Origin of the sequence: Methanobacterium lacus (assembly GCF_000191585.1) — an archaeon.
Classification (GTDB): domain Archaea; phylum Methanobacteriota; class Methanobacteria; order Methanobacteriales; family Methanobacteriaceae; genus Methanobacterium_B; species Methanobacterium_B lacus.
Genome location: NC_015216.1, coordinates 497501 through 515407, shown reverse-complemented (window position 1 = coordinate 515407; position 17907 = coordinate 497501). Strand labels below are relative to the sequence as shown.

General features: G+C 36.2%; 17 protein-coding genes (1 of these 17 running past the window's edge). 10 read left to right on the top strand and 7 right to left on the bottom strand.

Annotated elements, in window-relative coordinates:
• The first annotated feature begins 98 nt into the window (after positions 1-98).
• The 4 genes from METBO_RS02705 to METBO_RS02690 all read left to right on the top strand — a co-directional run bounded on the left by METBO_RS02705 (position 99) and on the right by METBO_RS02690 (position 2975).
• Positions 99-506: a translation initiation factor IF-2 subunit beta gene (locus METBO_RS02705; protein ID WP_013644131.1), complete on the top strand. Its 408-nt coding sequence runs from the start codon at positions 99-101 to the stop codon at positions 504-506.
• 82 nt (positions 507-588) lie between these two features.
• Positions 589-1644, top strand: coding sequence for a 60S ribosomal export protein NMD3 (locus METBO_RS02700; RefSeq protein ID WP_013644130.1), 1056 nt, complete (start codon positions 589-591; stop codon positions 1642-1644).
• Positions 1645-1758: 114 nt separating this feature from the next.
• The gene (locus METBO_RS02695) at positions 1759-2727 is read left to right on the top strand and encodes a tyrosine--tRNA ligase (protein WP_013644129.1); all 969 of its coding nucleotides are present in this window, start codon (positions 1759-1761) and stop codon (positions 2725-2727) included.
• Between the two features lie 26 nt (positions 2728-2753).
• A complete protein-coding gene (locus METBO_RS02690; protein ID WP_013644128.1) occupies positions 2754-2975 on the top strand; it encodes a hypothetical protein in 222 nt (73 codons plus the stop codon).
• A gap of 27 nt (positions 2976-3002) precedes the next feature.
• Here the strand turns inward: METBO_RS02690 and tmk are convergent, their stop codons facing one another.
• From tmk to METBO_RS02675, 3 genes are all read right to left on the bottom strand, one after another.
• Positions 3003-3578: a dTMP kinase gene (gene tmk / locus METBO_RS02685; protein WP_013644127.1), complete on the bottom strand. Its 576-nt coding sequence runs from the start codon at positions 3576-3578 to the stop codon at positions 3003-3005.
• 263 nt (positions 3579-3841) lie between these two features.
• Positions 3842-4228 (bottom strand): helix-turn-helix domain-containing protein, encoded by a 387-nt coding sequence (locus METBO_RS02680; RefSeq protein ID WP_013644126.1) that lies wholly within the window; start codon positions 4226-4228, stop codon positions 3842-3844.
• A 5-nt stretch (positions 4229-4233) separates the two neighbouring features.
• The gene (locus tag METBO_RS02675) at positions 4234-4452 is read right to left on the bottom strand and encodes a hypothetical protein (RefSeq protein WP_013644125.1); all 219 of its coding nucleotides are present in this window, start codon (positions 4450-4452) and stop codon (positions 4234-4236) included.
• A gap of 575 nt (positions 4453-5027) precedes the next feature.
• On the opposite strand from METBO_RS02675, the gene METBO_RS02670 reads away from it, so the two are divergent.
• Both METBO_RS02670 and METBO_RS02665 read left to right on the top strand, forming a co-directional pair.
• Entirely contained in the window at positions 5028-5684 is a 657-nt protein-coding gene (locus METBO_RS02670; RefSeq protein WP_013644124.1) for a diacylglycerol/polyprenol kinase family protein, read from the top strand.
• Positions 5685-5707: 23 nt separating this feature from the next.
• Positions 5708-6301: a nucleoside/nucleotide kinase family protein gene (locus METBO_RS02665; protein WP_013644123.1), complete on the top strand. Its 594-nt coding sequence runs from the start codon at positions 5708-5710 to the stop codon at positions 6299-6301.
• Between the two features lie 51 nt (positions 6302-6352).
• On the opposite strand, the gene METBO_RS02660 is transcribed toward METBO_RS02665, so the two are convergent.
• Positions 6353-7246 (bottom strand): 3'-5' exoribonuclease YhaM family protein, encoded by an 894-nt coding sequence (locus METBO_RS02660; RefSeq protein ID WP_013644122.1) that lies wholly within the window; start codon positions 7244-7246, stop codon positions 6353-6355.
• Between the two features lie 201 nt (positions 7247-7447).
• Here METBO_RS02660 and METBO_RS02655 point away from each other — a divergent pair, with 201 nt between their 5' ends.
• Positions 7448-8995 carry an MFS transporter gene (locus METBO_RS02655; RefSeq protein WP_394294932.1) on the top strand — a complete coding sequence of 516 codons (1548 nt, stop codon included), beginning with the start codon at positions 7448-7450 and terminating at the stop codon, positions 8993-8995.
• Position 8996: 1 nt separating this feature from the next.
• On the opposite strand, the gene tsaA is transcribed toward METBO_RS02655, so the two are convergent.
• Both tsaA and METBO_RS02645 read right to left on the bottom strand, forming a co-directional pair.
• Positions 8997-9401, bottom strand: coding sequence for a tRNA (N6-threonylcarbamoyladenosine(37)-N6)-methyltransferase TrmO (gene tsaA, locus METBO_RS02650; protein ID WP_013644120.1), 405 nt, complete (start codon positions 9399-9401; stop codon positions 8997-8999).
• Positions 9402-9414: 13 nt separating this feature from the next.
• Positions 9415-10257 (bottom strand): UbiA family prenyltransferase, encoded by an 843-nt coding sequence (locus tag METBO_RS02645; RefSeq protein ID WP_013644119.1) that lies wholly within the window; start codon positions 10255-10257, stop codon positions 9415-9417.
• Positions 10258-10387: 130 nt separating this feature from the next.
• Here METBO_RS02645 and METBO_RS02640 point away from each other — a divergent pair, with 130 nt between their 5' ends.
• Both METBO_RS02640 and METBO_RS02635 read left to right on the top strand, forming a co-directional pair.
• Complete coding sequence (locus tag METBO_RS02640; RefSeq protein WP_013644118.1) at positions 10388-13042, top strand: U32 family peptidase; 2655 nt, start codon at positions 10388-10390, stop codon at positions 13040-13042.
• 102 nt (positions 13043-13144) lie between these two features.
• Entirely contained in the window at positions 13145-15391 is a 2247-nt protein-coding gene (locus METBO_RS02635) for a HEAT repeat domain-containing protein (protein ID WP_013644117.1), read from the top strand.
• A 38-nt stretch (positions 15392-15429) separates the two neighbouring features.
• Here METBO_RS02635 and METBO_RS02630 read toward each other — a convergent pair whose 3' ends face one another.
• Positions 15430-16236 (bottom strand): sulfite exporter TauE/SafE family protein, encoded by an 807-nt coding sequence (locus METBO_RS02630; protein ID WP_013644116.1) that lies wholly within the window; start codon positions 16234-16236, stop codon positions 15430-15432.
• 321 nt (positions 16237-16557) lie between these two features.
• Between METBO_RS02630 and METBO_RS02625 the strand changes: the two genes are divergently transcribed.
• A protein-coding gene (locus METBO_RS02625; RefSeq protein WP_013644115.1) for a MutS-related protein crosses the window boundary here: on the top strand, positions 16558-17907 show its 5' portion. Its footprint extends 543 nt past the window's final position; 1350 of the gene's 1893 nt are visible here — the first part of the coding sequence; it begins with the start codon at positions 16558-16560; its stop codon lies off the right edge, out of view.

Sequence of the window (17907 nt, the reverse complement as noted above, 5' to 3'; positions counted from 1 at the left end):
ATCTTAAAAATTTGAATCTTTTTAGATTTATACAATTTAATAACAGATATTTACAAAAAAATAGAGGAAAATATAGATATTTTTGGAGGTATAAAAAAATGGCCGATTATAATGAATTATTAGACAGAGCTTTAGATCAGCTTCCACAGGGAGTTGAAGAAACTAAGAGGTTCAATGTTCCAAATGCTTACTCAATGATCCAGGGAAACAGAACCATGATTCAGAACTTCACAGAAGTTACAGAAGCACTGAACAGGGATCCTCAACATGTTCTCAAATTTTTATTGAGAGAACTAGGTACTGCAGGTAACCTTGAAGGAACCCGTGCAATTCTCCAGGGAAAATTCACCCATTACCTCATAAATGAGAAGTTAGATGACTATGTGAAACGATTCATAATGTGTCATGAATGTAACAGACCAGATACAAAAATTATCAGGGAAGACAGGATATTCATTCTTAAATGTGAAGCCTGCGGTGCAAAGGCACCTTTAAAAACACTTTAATTCCTGATTTCCTTTTTCTTTTTTAGTTGTCAAAGATTTCATATTATTTTTTTAATAAATTCTTAAATATAGGTGAACCCCCATGTTTTGTCCAAGATGCGGTAGTGATGATGAAGAACTGATTGAAGGTATATGTAAATCCTGTTTCATTAAAGAAGCAAAAATAGTTGGTATGGATGACGATCTCAAAATTACCATCTGTGCACATTGCAACTCAATTTTGAATGGAATTAAATGGGAAGATTCTGAGCTTTCAGATGAAGAACTTGTGAGCTTCGCAGTCATGGAAAATCTTCGTGCAATGGAACACGTTGAAGATCTTGAGATATCAGTCGATATCTTAACTGTTCGTGGATCAAATTACGAATGTCTTGTTCATGCAGAGGGAAAACTTCTGGGTACTATGGTTGTTGAGGAGTACAAAGTAAATGTTAAAATTGTGAAGAATGTCTGTCCAGACTGCAGTAAATTTGCATCAGGATACTTCGAATCTGTCATTCAAATACGTGCAGATAACAGGTTTCCCACACCTGAAGAGCTTCGGGTGGTTGATGAGATTGTTAGAACTAAACTTGGAAATCTTTCCTTGAAAAATAGGATGGCATACGTTTCAGATGTGGCCATGCTGAAGGAAGGGGTGGATTATTATGTTGGTTCCTACAAGGCAGCAAAAAAGGTTGCAGAAACGATTAAGGACAGTTTAGGCGGAGTAATGCAAGAATCTCCCCGTTTAGTTGGAAGGGATAAATCCCGGGGAAAGGATCTCTACAGAATATGGATATCCATTAGGATGCCTGATTTTCAGAGGGGAGACTTTGTTGAGTACGAGGATCACAAGGCAGAAGTCATGAGTTTTGACGGCAAAAAAATCGGTTTGAAAAACCTGGAATCTGGTGACAGTCTCTCTGTCATGTGGAGGGATTATGGTAAAATTAAGGTCATTGCAAGGAAACATGATGTTAAAACAACCAGTGTAACTTCAAAAACCCCTACATCCATACAGATACTTCATCCCGACAGTTATCAGCCTGTTGATATAGATATTAACGATGAAATTTCCAAGTTAATGATTGGAAACAATGTTAAGGTACTTGAAGTTGAAGGAATACTTTACATCCTGAGCAAGGATCAGGATTAATTTAAAATAAAATAATAAGCACAATAATATAGTTGGTTGTACAACAAGATAATCAGTTTACTATTCTCATGGATATTAATCTAGGTTTTAAATTCAATTATTCACGGTGATAAGATGGATATCGACTCTAAGATGGAAAACATCAAAAATGGAACATTAGAAGTGATAACAGAAGAAGAACTCAAGGACAAATTACAAGAAGACAAACCAGTAGCTTACATTGGATACGAACCATCTGGAAATATCCATCTTGGACATGCAATCACTGTCAAAAAAATGATCGAAATCCAAAAAGCAGGTTTCCATGTTAAAATTCTTTTAGCAGACCTTCACGCATACCTGAATGGGAAGGGAACTTTAGAAGAGATAGAAGAAATATCCAAATACAACATGAGATGTTTCAGGGCCCTTGGTCTTTCAGAGAAAACTGAATTTGTTCTTGGATCCAGCTATCAAACAAGGGAAGATTACACCTACAAAGTCTACGAACTTGCACTTTCCACAACCTTGACCCGTGCAAAAAGAAGTATGGCTCAAATAACAAGGGACAGTGCAGATCATAAGGTTGCTGAAGTCATATACCCCATTATGCAGGTTCTGGATATGATATTCCTAAAAGTTGACCTTGCACTTGGGGGCATGGAACAAAGGAAAATTCATATGCTTGCCAGGGAAAGCTTGCCGAAAATGGGATACAAAGCACCGGTATGTATACACACACCACTACTCCATGGTACAGATGGATCTGATAAAATGTCTTCAAGCAAGCAAAATTATATAGCAATCGATGATGAGCCTGAAGTCATAAAGAAAAAAATTCAAAAAAGTTACTGTCCACAGGGTGTTGTTGAGGCAAATCCAGTCATAGAAATTGCTGAACACTTCATATTCACAGATGATGATAAACTGCTCATTGAGAGGCCAGAAAAATTTGGTGGCAACCTCAACCTGACACAGGAAGAACTTTTAGAGAAGTACTCGAGTGGAGATCTGCATCCCATGGACCTTAAAAATTCTGTCACCAACCGTTTGATAGAAATTTTAGAACCTGTGAGAGAATATTTAAAATCAGATATGGATTAAATTTAATCTTATGGAGGCATTGTAAAATGGTAGAAGAAACTATTGAAAAGTATGAGATGAGAATTCCACCAGGAATTACAGGGCAGATAGTTGCACACGTAATGGAAGAATTTGATCTAGAAGTTAAGCAGTCTGACTTTGGTCCTGTTTTTCTAGGCGAGATGAAAAATTTGGAAGATGCAAGGGACTACATAGTAAAAGAGCTCAACTCAAGAATTGCAGAACTCGAGAATAAAAAAGGGGAATGAACTTTCTTTCCCTGAAAAATTTTTATTTTAAATACACATTCCCAATTTATGGGCCACTATCCTTTTTATATCATCATGAACCTTATTTATTCCATTATTCGCATTTACGACCATGAAATTTTGATGATCCGCGAGTTCTAAATATTTTTTTGCTGTGGATGCCAGAAAATTTTGCTCCTCAAAGCTGTCCATGCCATCACACCGTGATACTGCAGTTTCAGGGTTAATGTCTAATAATATAACAAGATCAGGTTGTTTTGCATGTTTGTTTATTTCAGCTATCCATTCTGAATCATTTTGGTATACCATGCTGGAGTAAAAACTACGATCACTTATCACTATCTTAGCCAAAGCTTCTGCTTCGGTTATGTCCCTCATTAAAACTGTTCTATCTGCTGCAAATAGCAGAGCTAACGTTATCTGAAAATTTTCATTGATGGCATCGGGATTTTGAAGCAATTTCCTTATTAATTTACCCACTTCATTATCAGTTGGTTCAAACACTCTTAAAACGTCTATACCACATTTTTGAATCCAACTTTCTAGTAACTTGATCTGGGTTGTTTTTCCTGATCCATCGATTCCTTCCAAACAGATGTACATGATTTTCTCTCCTTATGGATTTTAGTATTTCAAACCTTATATTACTATTCAAGGTTCAAACTTTATTTCTCCATATGAACCTCTAAGTTGGAAACCTTAAAATATGGTTGATTCTTTGCAAATTTTGTAGGTTGAGTGTTGTTTAAAAAGCTCAATTGGTTTTTTTATATTCCATCAAACTCAAAATATCATAGTTGAATGATAGTTTGAGTTTTAAGCTGATCTAGGTAAACTCAACAACTCAACCATCCCTACAAATAAAACTATTTTGAATTCATTTTCTGTAATATTGCATCAACCTTTGGTTTAAGATATTCTGGGCAAGGAATGTAAGGTTTTGAATACGCCATTCCGAATCTGGTTATTTGGTTGGAAATACTTTTCTTTTTACGGTTTAATTTAGAGCCAATTTCTGGTGCTGTTAATCCTTGCTTGTAATATATCCAAATTTTCCAGACTTCTTCATTGGTGTAATGTTTAACTCCCTTTCTACAGCTTTTCAATTTCATTTTGTGAAGCTTCATTGACAGTGCCGTATATGATCTACCTTTAAATAGTTTGGATCGATAAATTTCCCCCAAACTCAGACCTTTTTCATTTACTAATAGCTCTAATCTGATTTCTTCGTTTAATCTCCAAGGTTTTCCCATACAAATCAACCCTCCATGATTTGGATACGGTAATAGCCCTTGGAGCAAGTCACGTACACCACCGTAGAATCTTTCAAATCCATGTATTTCTCAAAAACAGGATATGTAACCACATCCACAGGTAAGGCCTGTTCCGGATAAAATTTTACCATCATGGTTTGATCTGCTTTTAAACACTGTGCAACTTCATTTAACGAACCACCGCAATAGTTCTCAGAAATCATTTAATTAAACCTCCTTTTTTTCAATTCATCCACATAAATACAAAAAGAATTTTAAATACTTTAGTCCGCTTAAATAACCACAAAACTTCCAGTATCGAAATTCTAAGAGTTAATCAAATCAATTCCATTGTCTCAAAAATAGAAAGCTTTGATTAAAAAATTTTAACCATTTATAGAAATTTTGTTTCGTTAAGAAGCCTCAGATATTAGAAATTATATGCCTGTAAATTTTCTAAAGTCCAATATGCCCCTTTCACAACCCATAGATTTTCACCTCAAAAATTTTTGGTAGTTATATTCTGTTTGGGCATTCTAAAATTGGTTTGACAAACTCTAAAAAAAGGATTCAAAACTATTTAATAGGATACTAGAGATAAATATGGGTTTAAAATCATTGAAAAAAATAGATATGGGTTTTAATTCGATCCATATTCAACTAAAAGTTGTAGTTTGGAAGATTCTAATCGAACAAATCTAATTAAACATTTTTTATTTACAGAAACCACCGAAATATCAACTATTCTTGGAAAATATTAAGAAAATGGTTAAATGTTTAAACGAACTTTATAAGTTACATGATTTCTAGTGACGTCACAGGATTAATACTGGTTTACAGTTACGTTGCTTTGATACTGATAGTGTCTGAAAAGGTATTGGGAAAGTATACCACCTTCAGCAGGAAATTTTTGCATATCATGGTGGGAAACGTGATCTTCATACTTCCATTCTTCACTGATCAGTTTGTGATAACATTTCTTGCAGCAGCCCCCTTCGTGGTTCTGACATTTTTGATAAGCCCATATTCCCCTGTGAAAATTAATGACAAGATTTCAAGCTCAGGCCATGGTATGGGACTCGTTTACTATGCAATATCCTGGACAGTGTTGGCATTCTTCTTCTATGACCAACCATGGATCATTGCCGTGGGAATTGCAGCCATGTCGTATGGCGATGGGTTTGCAGCTTTAATTGGTGAAAGGTATGGTAAACATAAATTTAAGATTTCAAGCGACACCAAGAGTGTGGAAGGATCCCTCGGAATGTTTCTTGTACTTATGGTTAGCTTGTTCATTGTCCTGATCTACTTCAATGTCACAGTACCAAGTCTTTTAGTGATACCTTGTGTGGCCATCACCGCCACAATTTTTGAAGCTGTTACCCCGAAAGGATTGGATAATTTATCTGCATGTTTTGCAGCGGTGGGAGTATATATTTTGACTACCACATTGTAATTTCTAAAAAATGGAGAATTTTTATGCGTTTCATAGTGGTTGATGGTTTAGATGGTTCAGGAAAGGACACACAAGCAAAACTGATAGCTGATAAATATCTGGCAAATGGGGAATCAGTGATCGTACGTTCCCATCCCTCGGAAGATAACCCCTACGGAATAATGGCTAAAAAAGCCCTCTTAGGCCATGGTAAACTTGACCATATTATGGCATCTGTTTACTACGCCTTAGATGTCATCAGATCTGTTCGGGTATACAAAGAAAGTGCTGATAATGTGATAATGGTACGTTACCTTATGGGTGTGGCTTACTTGCCAATGCCCATTGCGAGTTTACTGTACAAATTTTTCATAACAGTACTTCCTAGTTCTGAATACATGTTCTTCCTTGATGTTGAACCTGCAGTACTGATGGAAAGGTTATCATCACGAAGTGAAAAGGAAATGTTTGAAAACCCAGATGACCTCGTGAAAGTTCGAAAAAAAGCACTGAAATTAACTGAAGGCTGGCACATCATAGAAAATGGACAGTCTCTAGAGGATTCCCAGAAAAAAATTGCTGAAATTTTGGATGACTTGGATAAAAAAAAGTCCCTTAAAGAAAATTTGAAATCTTGATTTATTTGTTTTAAATCCCCATTTTTTGGAACATATATTATAAAAAAAATATTAGGAATTTAGGGATTTTTTGACTTTAGCATCCAAATTATCTGCATAGTGGAGTGCAAGTGCCTCTGGTGTTTTTGGATCAACTGAAGAGCCCCATCCCAAATTAACATCACCATGATGACTCAAGATCATGTGCAATATTTTGAGGGCCAGTTCCCTTGGGATTTCAAGGGAATTTAACTTTTCTTGAACCATTTCACACGATAGGTATATGTGATCTAACATGTTTCCTTCGGAGGAGTATCCTATAATTCCATTGCCGTAGGTGTAGGTTTTCATTTTACCTAGATCATGTAACAGTACCCCAGTGTAGAGAAGTTCCCAATCCAGATTTGGGAACAGTTCCGTTGTTGTTTTACACAGCTTTAAAACTTCTATTGTATGATCCAACAAGCCGCCTTCATAATTATGATGATGTACTATTGCTGCAGGAGCCTTTGAAAATTGTTCTGCAAATTCTTCATCCGCAAAAAAGGAGTTTAAAAGGTTTTTAAGATCCTGGTTGTCCATATCATCTATTGTGGTGGTTATTAATTCTAGAGATTCCTTCACATCATTTTCCGAAACTCTTACAAAGTCTTCATTTTGATAGTCTGCTTCATCAAGTTCTGTAATACTGTTTATCACCATATTAAACCTTCCAGAACCGCTGGGAAATTCGTTTATTCTGCCTTTTACTAGACAGACACTGCCCACATTAATTTTATTGTAAATTTCTTCAACATCTTGAAATATTCTTCCATCAAATTGACCTGTTTTATCTGTCAAAGTCACATCAAGATATTGGTTCCCACTCGCAGATGTTTTGATTAGCTTGTCTGAAACTGCAAACTTTGTTCTGACGGATCTGGTGACATTCAAATTTTTTATGAAATCTTTTTCATTTTTAGGCATTTTAAACTTCCATTTATGGTTTGGATATTACTGTTTCATTCAAATTATTTATTACTTTTCAATCTGTTTCTATTTTTCAGAAAATATTATCTAAAAAAAAGCCAATATAATTATTTATATCTTATTTAATCCCCTAAATTGGGGAACATATCCTAACAAATTCAACGATCTGATAAATTTTAATTCTGTATTTAATGGATGGTGTGCGTTTTGACTGACAAAATGGATAAGGGCTGGATTACTTTAATTATTGTTACACTATCTATTTTCACAATTGTGATTGATAAAACCTTCATGAACGTTGCAATCTCATCTCTTATCCATGATCTTCACACAACCATTGGAACTGTTCAAATAATCATTGCAACTTACTCACTTACAATGGCCAGTTTAATGCTTGTAGGCGGTCGAATTCAAAATATTCTGGGGCGTAAACGTACCTTTTTAACCGGAGCTTCAATTTATGGTGTTGGAACCATAGTTGCGGCCTTGAGCATTAACAGCACCATGCTGCTATTGGGATGGTCAATTATGGAAGGTGTTGGAGCTGCTTTAATGATGCCCGCCACCACATCCATAATTTCTGGAACTTATGAAGGTGAAAAAAGAGCATTTGCACTGGGAATAACCAGTTCAATGGCTTCAGGAGCAGGAACAGTGGGTCCAATAATTGGGGGTTTTTTAACCACTTTCTACAGCTGGAGATATGCATTTGGATTGGAACTCATTGTTATTATGGTGATAATAATTTTCTCCGGCGAAATTTCTGTATTTCCACCAGATATGGACTGGTCACAACTCAATATTGTGGGTGCTGTGAACTCTACTGTTGGAATATTCTTGTTCGTGCTGGGTATTTTAGTTCTTAACAATCCTAATAATTGGTTATTATCATTTATCCTGATCAGTTTTGGAATTTTGCTCTTGATAATTTTCTATTTGAACCAGAGAAGTAGAATTAACAAAAATCAAACACCCCTAGTAGATGTTACTTTGTTTAAATATATGGGGTTCACTTTGGCAAACATTACACGTTTCATCATGAACTTCACAATAGGTGGTGTTCTGTTTATCATTCCAGTCTATGTCCAGTCGGATCTGGGTGCAAATCCGCTTACTACAGGTTTAACTTTGATTCCAATGAGTGTGGCAATTTTTGTCATGTCTTCAATGGCAGGAAAGTTGTCAAAAATAATACAGCCAAGATATATTCTGGCAATTGGTGCTCTGGCTGCCATTAGTGGAAGTGTTTACCTGACATTGATTTTCAATCCCTACACAACCATCGTTGATATGGTTCCAGGGATATTCATGTTGGGCGTGGGTATGGGAATTGTTTTCCCCCATTCTGCCAACGAAATATTCTTTGCTGCAAAGAAGGAACAACAGCCAGATGCATCAGGAATTATGAATACTGGTATCAATTTAGGTTCGTCCCTTGGAACTGCTATACTCGGACTCATACTGATTTTAGGAGGTTTCAGTAGTGTTGGTTTGGCAGCAAACACAGGACAATCCACAGGTGTTCAGGACAATATTTTGGGTGTGCATGAGCTAGTTGGGAAATTTGAACATCAAAGCTATCCAACTGAAAAAAACATACCTGTGGATATTCAGAAGGTTAACACCATGAAAACTGCTTTTAATCTAATAACCATTGTACTTTTAGTCAGTTTGATTATCTCACTCTTCATACCACGGCATAAAACTAAAAAAGAACAGGGTGGTTGTGTAAGTTCAAATATTTGATTTAATCCGGTGTATCTATTTCCGGCCAATAGGGTTTGATATCCAGTAGAGGTGAACCATCCCATGCATCAAGCCATCGAACAGTGATCTGGTTATCCTCAATATTCACAACTTCCACCAAACAAAAGCCTATGGGATTAGGTCTTACAGGAGCCCTGGTCGAAAATACACCCCTTTTCTCTGTTTTTCCATGGGGCACAACCTTCAGTTGGTTTCGAATAGCATGATCCTGCCAGTAAAATATCATGTAATGACTGTGTAGATCTATACCTTCAATCCCGTCCATGTACTTTTTGTAGACAGTCAGAACACTAGTTTCATTTGAATATCTACCCTGGCGTGGTGAATTATTTTTGTTTGTGTAGGGTGATCTGATAATTCCTATGGGTTCAAGTTTTATATCCATATTCTTAGCACCTTCATATTTGAAGCAGATTCGTTACAATGGGAGATCCCAAAGCAAACGCCATAAATACTATTCCCATCCCAATTTTAATTTGTTTAGAAACTTTCCGGGTGTTTTCAACAGACTGATCCCTTAATGTTGAAATTGCACAGGATAGGAATAGGTAAATTGCAACCAACATCACCATGAGGAAGATGATATTAAAAATTCCAATGAAGTAAAGGATTGGACTGGTTAAACTGGCAATTAACATGAATGCAGCTGCCAGTATGGAAGATTTTCGCATACCATGCTTGATTGGAAATGTGGAAGCTCCTTCAATACTGTCACCCTCAACATCCTCCATGTCCTTGACTATTTCCCTTGCCATGGTCATTAAAAATGCGTAGACTCCCAGGATAATTGATAGTTCCACTGCATTTAGGACAACTCCTCCAAAAACAAAACATAATCCAGTTAAAAATGCTATACTTAGGTTTCCAACTAGACATGAGGTTTTAAGTCGTTTAGCATAAAGATACATGAGAACTGCACTTAATACAACGATCATTCCAGGTACAATTCCTATAATAAATGCCATTATACTGGATATCACAAATAGAGAGATTGAATAGATTAATGCTGTTTTTAAGGCTATTCTACCCGAAGGTATTGGTCTTTCTGGTTTGTTTATGGCATCAATTTTATGATCGAAGTAATCATTGATGGCATTCCCCGCCCCTGTGAATATGAAAACAATGACACATGCCACAATCACAGCCAGGGTGAAGTTTCCACTGATCAATGCCACGAGTAATACTGCTACAACCCCCATTAGGGCGTTGAAAGGTCTTAAAATTTCTAAATACGCATTCATTATTTACACCATTTCTTCTGCTATTTTTATTGTGTTGTTGAACCCTGCTTTTATCATTATGCATTTTTTGAAAATAATCCAATAAATTTTAAGGGTGGGCAGTTTATATAAAAATAGAGGAAAGGATCACATGGCAATAAAAGAGATACCCGAATTACTGGCCCCTGCAGGCTCATTAAATTCATTAATAGCCGCCGTTAACGCTGGAGCTGATGCTGTTTATATTTCTGGTAAGAAATTTGGTGCCAGAAGATTTGCATCCAACTTCACTAAAGAAGAGATGTTAGAAGGTTTGAAATATGCCAAACTCAGGAATGTTAAGGTTTACATCACTGTCAACACCCTGATGAAGGATTTTCAACTTAAAACTGCCATTGAATACATTTTTTGGCTATACAAAAATGGTGCCGATGCCATCATTGTCCAGGACCTTGGCCTTGCCAGATTATGCAGGGAAATCATCCCAGAAATGAAGCTACATGCATCAACACAGCTAACCATTCATAACAGTGCTGGAGTAAAATGGGCAACAGAGTTTGGTTTTAAAAGGATTGTTTTAGCTCGAGAACTTAAAATTACCGAAGTTAAAACCATTGTTGAAACTGCATCCAAAAACAAAGTGGAAATCGAAATATTTGGACACGGAGCACTTTGTTACTCCTACTCTGGCCAGTGCTTATTATCTTCATTTATAGGTGGTAGAAGTGGTAACAGGGGAGTTTGTGCACAACCCTGTAGAAAGGCTTACAAATTAGTCAGCGGAAAAAAGGACAAATATGATAAGCCTATTGAAACTCATATATCCAATATTAGTGATAAGTTTCTGTTATCTACCCAGGATCTTTGTGTTTACAGTCAGTTGGAAAAAATTGTTGGATCCAACATAAACTCCTTGAAAATTGAAGGTAGAATGAGATCCCAAGAGTACGTGGCGATTGTAATTAATATCTACAGAAAAGCTCTTGACTCATTGAAATCTGGGAAATGGAGTTCGAACAAGGAGAACTTATCTAAACTGATCTTAGCGTTTAACAGAGGATTCAGTTCAGGATATCTCCTAAAATCTGATGGGGAAACGATTATGGGACGTGATGCACCTGGAAACAGAGGGCTTTACATTGGAGATGTGGTTGGCTACAGCAACAAAACCAAAGTTGTTACTATTAAAGTTAAAAACCGTTTCAAAATTGGGAAGGGTGATGGTGTGGTGTTTAGGGAGTCAAATCAGACTATCCAAACCAAGCATAATCTAAAGGAAAGTATGCTAAGTGAGGGTGCACCCGTTGGAATGGCCATAGAAGAAGATCCTGTTTACAAGGGAAATATATTAAAATTTAAGGTTAAAAAACCGTTGAATAGAAATTCTATGCTTTACTTAACCCGTTCTTTAGCTTTAAATCATGAAGCATCGGATATTATTAAAAATGTCAAAAGTCCATCCATACCCATGGACATGATGGTTTCTTTGGATGGCAACATGGCTGTAAAAATCGAGGGGAGTTTCCAGGGATTGGACGGCCATAAACACTGTTTAACGGTGCTTTCAGATTTTAAAATGGAAAATGCCATTAATAAACCCTTAACCGCAGACAAAATCATTGGTCAACTAAATAAAACTGGAAAAACAAATTTTGTGATTGGAAAATTAGATATTGATATTCCTGAAACCCTTTTCACACCCATAAGCAATCTTAACAAAGTTCGCAGAGATTTTTTTGAAGCTGCAGAAGCGGAGTTAATAAAAACCTTCAAACCAGGGAAAAATGAGGTTTTGAGGGTTAAAAATAGGATTAAAGAGAACATGCTACAATCCACAGGATCGCCCTCTAAATTTGTGTCAAACCATTCTTGCGTGCTTGGAGCATACTTAGATTCTGTAGACGGTTTGAAGGGTGCATTGGAGGGTGGAGTTAAAAGGGCGTACTTCGAGCCTGTTGTTGGTAATAATTTGGTTAACTGTACTTTAAAATCATCCAAATTTTCAGAAGATGAAAAAAACCAAATATCATCCCAATTACTGGATGCCATTAAACTCTGTCAAGAATTTGGGGCGGAATTTATTTGGAAGTGGCCTCAAATAACCCATGATAGTTTAATTCATAAATTTTTAGATGTCCTAGGATCCATTCCTGAAATCAGTGCGATCATGGTTGATGGTCATGGTGCGGGTGAAGCATTGAATTCCATTGAGGGAGTTAGCCTGTCCTGTTCCGGAGGATTTAATGTGTGGAACAAAGAAACTTTAACGACCCTTTCAAGAAAATATAGTGTGATTACAGTTTCTCCAGAACTTTCAAGGGAAGATTTGAAAAATCTTGTTGAGGGATCCCGTGTTAATGGTGTGGAAAATCCCATAGATATGGTTGTACAGGGAAATTTGGATGCCCTAATATCTCGAGACTGTCTCATGGAAGTAGTCTCTGAAAATTTACCAACTAAGGATAGGGATTTTTGGGGTATTGAAGATGAAAAAAACCATATTTTTCCGGTTAAAATTGATTTAAATGGAAATACACATATTCTTAATTCTGTTGAGCTTTGTTTGATTGATCATGTCAAAGAATTGGTAGATATGGGAGTCAGTGGTTTGGTTATGGACATGAGAACAAAGGTATACGAATATTCTAAGGAGATGAGTTTGGTGTACAGTGCTCAACTGAATCATGTTTTATCTAGAAACGATTCTAAAAAAATGCTTAAACAATATAAATCCAAAATAAAAGCTATTTCCACTGGAGGCATAACAACTGGAAACTATTTGAAGGGAGTTAAAGATGTTCAATAACTGTTTCAGTTTCTTCAGAGATATTTATATTTAGTTAAATGACATAGAAGGGATCGACGTAAAAAAATAATTGGGATTTGGGGTATTAACAGTGGTGATAGTATGAGGGTGTTCAATCTCTTGAGAACCAGAATTGAGGAGATGGAAGATAACGGTGATGTTGAAGGATTAATACATGCTTTGAATGATGATTCTGAAAATGTTCGCAGAGAAGCTGTTTTAGCTTTAGAAAGGATAGGGGATGTTAGAGCAACGGAACCGTTGATACAAAAACTCCAAGATCCTGATAAAACCATTCAGGAAGAAGCTATCACAGCCCTTGGAAGAATACAAGACAAAAAAGCCGTGCCGGTCCTCATACAAACACTCAACAATAAATTTATAGGTATAAGGTGGCGTGCTGCAGAGGCCTTGGGAAAAATTGGCGATCCCCTGGCAACAGAACCACTGATACAAAAACTCCAAGATCCTGATAAGACCATTCAGGAAGAAGCTATCACAGCCCTTGGAAGAATACAAGACAAAAAAGCAGTTCCAGCTCTCATACAAACACTCAACAATCCCAACAGCAGCATAAGATCCCGTGCCATCGAAGCCCTGGGAAAAATCGGAGACCCACAGGCAACAGAACCCATTATCATGACATTGCATGATAAGGAAAAAATAATACAAGAAGTTGCAATAACAGCCCTTGGAAGAATCGCAGTGGATCCACTCGTCCAAGACTTAAAAAGTGAGGATCAAAAACTCAGGGAAAATGCCATACTATCACTGAATCGTTTGAGAGAGTTTAAAGTATCTGAACCGGAAATAAAAGCTAAAGTCGAAGATGTTGATTCAAATGAGGAATTGATGGATAGAATAGTTGACGAAGCTGTTTTAAAGGAAAAATCAAATTTCAAGTCAAAATCTATGGAACTTGAATCCAGTGGTTTTTATGTTTACTTGGAAAATTTTGTGAAAAATTCCCGGTACAACTATTTGGATGGTTTCAACAACAGATCACGATACGATTATGAATTTGTTGACATAAAAAAACTCAGAAATCTCTTGGAAGATAAGGGAATTAACTTCACTGAAGAAGAGGTTACTTGGCTTATTCAGGCGGAAATTGAGAATCAAGAGTATCTAGAATTTGAAGCTCAAATATTGGCCCGAAACCCCGAAAATCTGAATCAGTACATAGAAACCATGATTAAAATTTATCCAGAACCCCGAGATCATATGGGGGATCTTGAAAAGTTATTGAAACAAGAAAACATAAAACACCAAAACCTAGAACAAGAAATCAAAAAAACACAAAAACAGATGGAAATAACAGAATTCGAAAACAAACTACTGGCCAAAGAAGCCATGGTTAGAGATAAAAAAAATTCTCCAACCATACTGCAGGAATTTAGGAAGAAAGAACTCGAAAAAAACAAACTGCAAATGATAAGCTCTGGCAAGTATGAGTACATAGCGAAATTTGTGGATAAATCTCGTAGTCACTACGAATTTGGAAGTATCATCAACTTCAAAAGTTTACTTGCATACAGGGGCATGGAATTTTCAGATGCTGATTTACTTTGGCTTATTCAAAGGGAAATACAGAATCAGGAGTATTTGGAGTTTGAATCAAAAATCATGGCCCAAAAACCTGAAAACCTTAACCAGTACATAGAAACCATGATCAAAATCTATCCAGAACCCATGGAGCATATGGATGACTTGGTTAAGCTCTTGAAACAAGAAAACATAAAACACCAAAACCTAGAACAAGAAATCGAAAAAACACAAAAACAGATGGAAATAACAGAATTCGAAAACAAACTATTGGATAAAAATGTTGAAGAATCTATTTTACCATTTGAAATGCAGGATATGGATTATGTTTACACTTCATTCAATTTAGGAAATCTTTACTTTGATATTTCAAAGACAAACCAAGCCTTGGCCTACTACGATAAATCCCTTTATGTATATCCTGATTTTGTGGATGCATGGAAAAACATGGGTTTAATATACTTCACAATGGGTAGATTTCAGAAGGCTGCTGCATGTTACAACCAAATTCTGCTTTTAGATCAGGATTATCCAGAACTATGGATTGCTGTAGGACTATTATTCTTTGAGATGGACAGAGTTCATGAAGCCAAGTTATGTTATGAAAGAGCCAAAGAATTGAATCCATGCTATAAAACAGAGGATTTAGCTGTTGAAACATTGAAATTTTTGAAAAATCAGCCCGTCACATTGGAAAAATTAAATAATTATTTGGAATTGGCATCTTCGGCAGATTGGGAAACTTCAGATCCAACACCTCCACTCTCAAGGATCATGAACCTCCTAAACAGGGGCAATGAATAAAAAACAAATTAAATTCCCAATTTTTTTTAATTCAATTATTATGCTAATCCCATCATTTTAAGTGAGATATAAATCATCACCACGATGTAGATATATTTCAACTGTTTTTCAGGGATATTATGAGATACTCTTACCCCTAGTTGTGCCACTGGGGTGCTGATACATGCAAGTAGAACCAGTTGAACCAGATTTATGTATCCGATGGAATATGGGGGAATACCTGGCACATTTATACCATTTATAATGTATGAAACAACTCCACCTATTGCTGTAAATACCAAAACTGCTGTGGATGTACCTATCGCTGTTCGAAGGTTGAAATTCATTAAAAATACGAGTATGGGTACCAGTACAATTCCACCTCCAATTCCCAGGAGTCCTGATAAACTGCCTGCAAATAATCCTATGAGAATGTAGGGAATAACTCCTTCTTTGGGTTTTGTATCATTATCTGGATATTTTGCAACTAACATCCATACCGCTGCTAAAAATACCAACACCCCAAATGCTAGCTTCAAATAATCTCCAGGTATGTTTGTGGCAAGCGTTCCACCTGCAAATGAAGCTAATACTCCAGAGATTCCCATGAGAATTGTTGGACGGACCAAAACTGCGTTTCTTCTTTTATGACCAATTGTTCCACTTATTGCCGTTGGAAGAATAACAGCCAGACTCGTTCCAAACGCTACCCTAATTGCTATGGTGGGATCCACCCCGATGGAAGTTAAAAGAAAAAACTGTACCGGAACCATTATAAAACCGCCACCAACACCAAGAAGTCCTGATGCAAATCCTACCATGGCCCCGGTGATTATTAAAGCGATAATATAGAGTAGTATATCCATTTTAGCCCCATGATTATATTTTTTTTATATTCAATTTTTAGTTTGGACTTCCTTAAATTAAAGGTTTTCATAACGACTAAATCTTTGAAATTGACGAAACCCCCATTTAAATAGGGATTTTCTTTGGACCCAATGTTAAATCAATTAGTTTTGTTTAATAATTAATTTGGATGTCCGAACTATTTTCAACAGAATTTAAAAAAACTAATATATATTTTTAGAACTTATCACATGGTCTCTGAAATCATTTATAGGAGATTGGGAATAGTAACAATCTAAAGATGGGTTAAAAATAAATATGAAAATTTACGGGTGGTAGTTTTGGATCTAAGAGATATAAAAGGTATTGGCGAGCGTCAGGCGGATAAAATCCTTTCAAGTTTTGGTGGAGAAAAGGAGTTTTACAGGGCAGTTAAACATTACGAGGTAGACAAATTAACCAATATTGAAGGTGTTAGTCAAAGAAAGGCCATTGAAATAATAAACGCCCTTCTTGGTAATCAAACCAAAGAATTTTTAAAAACTGATAATTCCCGTCTTATCTATGATGACATAATAGAACGAATACTAAGATTTTCCAGTACCAATTACAGTAGAAACAGAATTCTTTTAATGAGCCCGCTTAAAGATGAAGCTAGCATCATGGAAAATGTTGAATTTGTAATGGCTGCCAAGGAATTTGTAAGCACACTGCCTGTAGATGAATTGAAAACACTACTTAAAAAGATCAACACATTAGAAGAAGCAAAACCCAAATACGATCCATCAAGTGCCATCTTGGTAGAAACCCGTGAAGACTACCATCAACTCATAGAATCTGGACTCAACAGTTACAGTTCAATAATAACAGGAGAAGAACTTGAAACCCCCGAAGACTATGAATTCATTGTGTATGTGTACAACCAGGGTTTGATTGAAATTGAATCTGAAAACATGGCCATGGTAACCAGTAACGCTGAACAATTTGAAATAGTTCCAGATACTGTTCTAGCATACTACAAAAAAAATTACGATGTAATAAAAAATTCACATAAAATTAAACAGATCCTCCAAAAAGAATCCGTGCTTGGTGATGTGATAAAGATCATAGACTCATTAGAACCTAAAGAACTTGATGAATCCATATTTGACCATGCAGTTGAAGAAGCTAAGAAAGACGCAGATTTAAAACTTAAAAATGCCATTAAACAAGTGGATCTAAATGGCGATGAAGTTCTTGATCTGTTGAATGAAGGTATGCCCAAAAAATTACAGCAAATATTTGACGAGGTAATGAACCAGGCCAGGGCAACTGTTAAAGAACAGACTGGATGTGTTTTCGATCCTTTCATACAAAAGTATCCAGTAGAAATTGATACAAAGGAACTTGAACGAATAAAAAAACAGGAAGCTGCCAGGAAGTATGTGAAAATATTTGAAGAAAATGTTACGGCAGCCACCACACTATCAAAAATGAAGGACATCGTGAAAAAAGAAATACATGACATATTACTGTTTGATTATGAATTTACCCTTGGATGCTTTGCATATTACTACCAACTAAACCCCCCTATAATTGGGGAAGGATTTAGTTTCAAAGAAGGAATACACCTTAAATTAGCACTAGAAAATAGTGAAGATACACAAATGATAGATTACTCCCTTCAATCTCCAGATAACGTTGTTCTATTA

What these genes read in the sequence shown, in the direction of transcription:
- METBO_RS02645 (WP_013644119.1), bottom strand. Translation starts at nt 10,257, where the DNA reads ATGAATGCGTATTTAGAAATTTTAAGACCTTTCAACGCCCTAATGGGG.
- METBO_RS02675 (WP_013644125.1), bottom strand. Translation starts at nt 4,452, where the DNA reads ATGATTTCTGAGAACTATTGCGGTGGTTCGTTAAATGAAGTTGCACAG.
- METBO_RS02680 (WP_013644126.1), bottom strand. Translation starts at nt 4,228, where the DNA reads ATGGGAAAACCTTGGAGATTAAACGAAGAAATCAGATTAGAGCTATTA.
- METBO_RS02640 (WP_013644118.1), top strand. Translation starts at nt 10,388, where the DNA reads ATGGCAATAAAAGAGATACCCGAATTACTGGCCCCTGCAGGCTCATTA.
- METBO_RS02705 (WP_013644131.1), top strand. Translation starts at nt 99, where the DNA reads ATGGCCGATTATAATGAATTATTAGACAGAGCTTTAGATCAGCTTCCA.
- METBO_RS02670 (WP_013644124.1), top strand. Translation starts at nt 5,028, where the DNA reads ATGATTTCTAGTGACGTCACAGGATTAATACTGGTTTACAGTTACGTT.
- tmk (WP_013644127.1), bottom strand. Translation starts at nt 3,578, where the DNA reads ATGTACATCTGTTTGGAAGGAATCGATGGATCAGGAAAAACAACCCAG.
- METBO_RS02660 (WP_013644122.1), bottom strand. Translation starts at nt 7,246, where the DNA reads ATGCCTAAAAATGAAAAAGATTTCATAAAAAATTTGAATGTCACCAGA.
- METBO_RS02695 (WP_013644129.1), top strand. Translation starts at nt 1,759, where the DNA reads ATGGATATCGACTCTAAGATGGAAAACATCAAAAATGGAACATTAGAA.
- METBO_RS02700 (WP_013644130.1), top strand. Translation starts at nt 589, where the DNA reads ATGTTTTGTCCAAGATGCGGTAGTGATGATGAAGAACTGATTGAAGGT.
- tsaA (WP_013644120.1), bottom strand. Translation starts at nt 9,401, where the DNA reads ATGGATATAAAACTTGAACCCATAGGAATTATCAGATCACCCTACACA.
- METBO_RS02690 (WP_013644128.1), top strand. Translation starts at nt 2,754, where the DNA reads ATGGTAGAAGAAACTATTGAAAAGTATGAGATGAGAATTCCACCAGGA.
- METBO_RS02635 (WP_013644117.1), top strand. Translation starts at nt 13,145, where the DNA reads ATGAGGGTGTTCAATCTCTTGAGAACCAGAATTGAGGAGATGGAAGAT.
- METBO_RS02630 (WP_013644116.1), bottom strand. Translation starts at nt 16,236, where the DNA reads ATGGATATACTACTCTATATTATCGCTTTAATAATCACCGGGGCCATG.
- METBO_RS02665 (WP_013644123.1), top strand. Translation starts at nt 5,708, where the DNA reads ATGCGTTTCATAGTGGTTGATGGTTTAGATGGTTCAGGAAAGGACACA.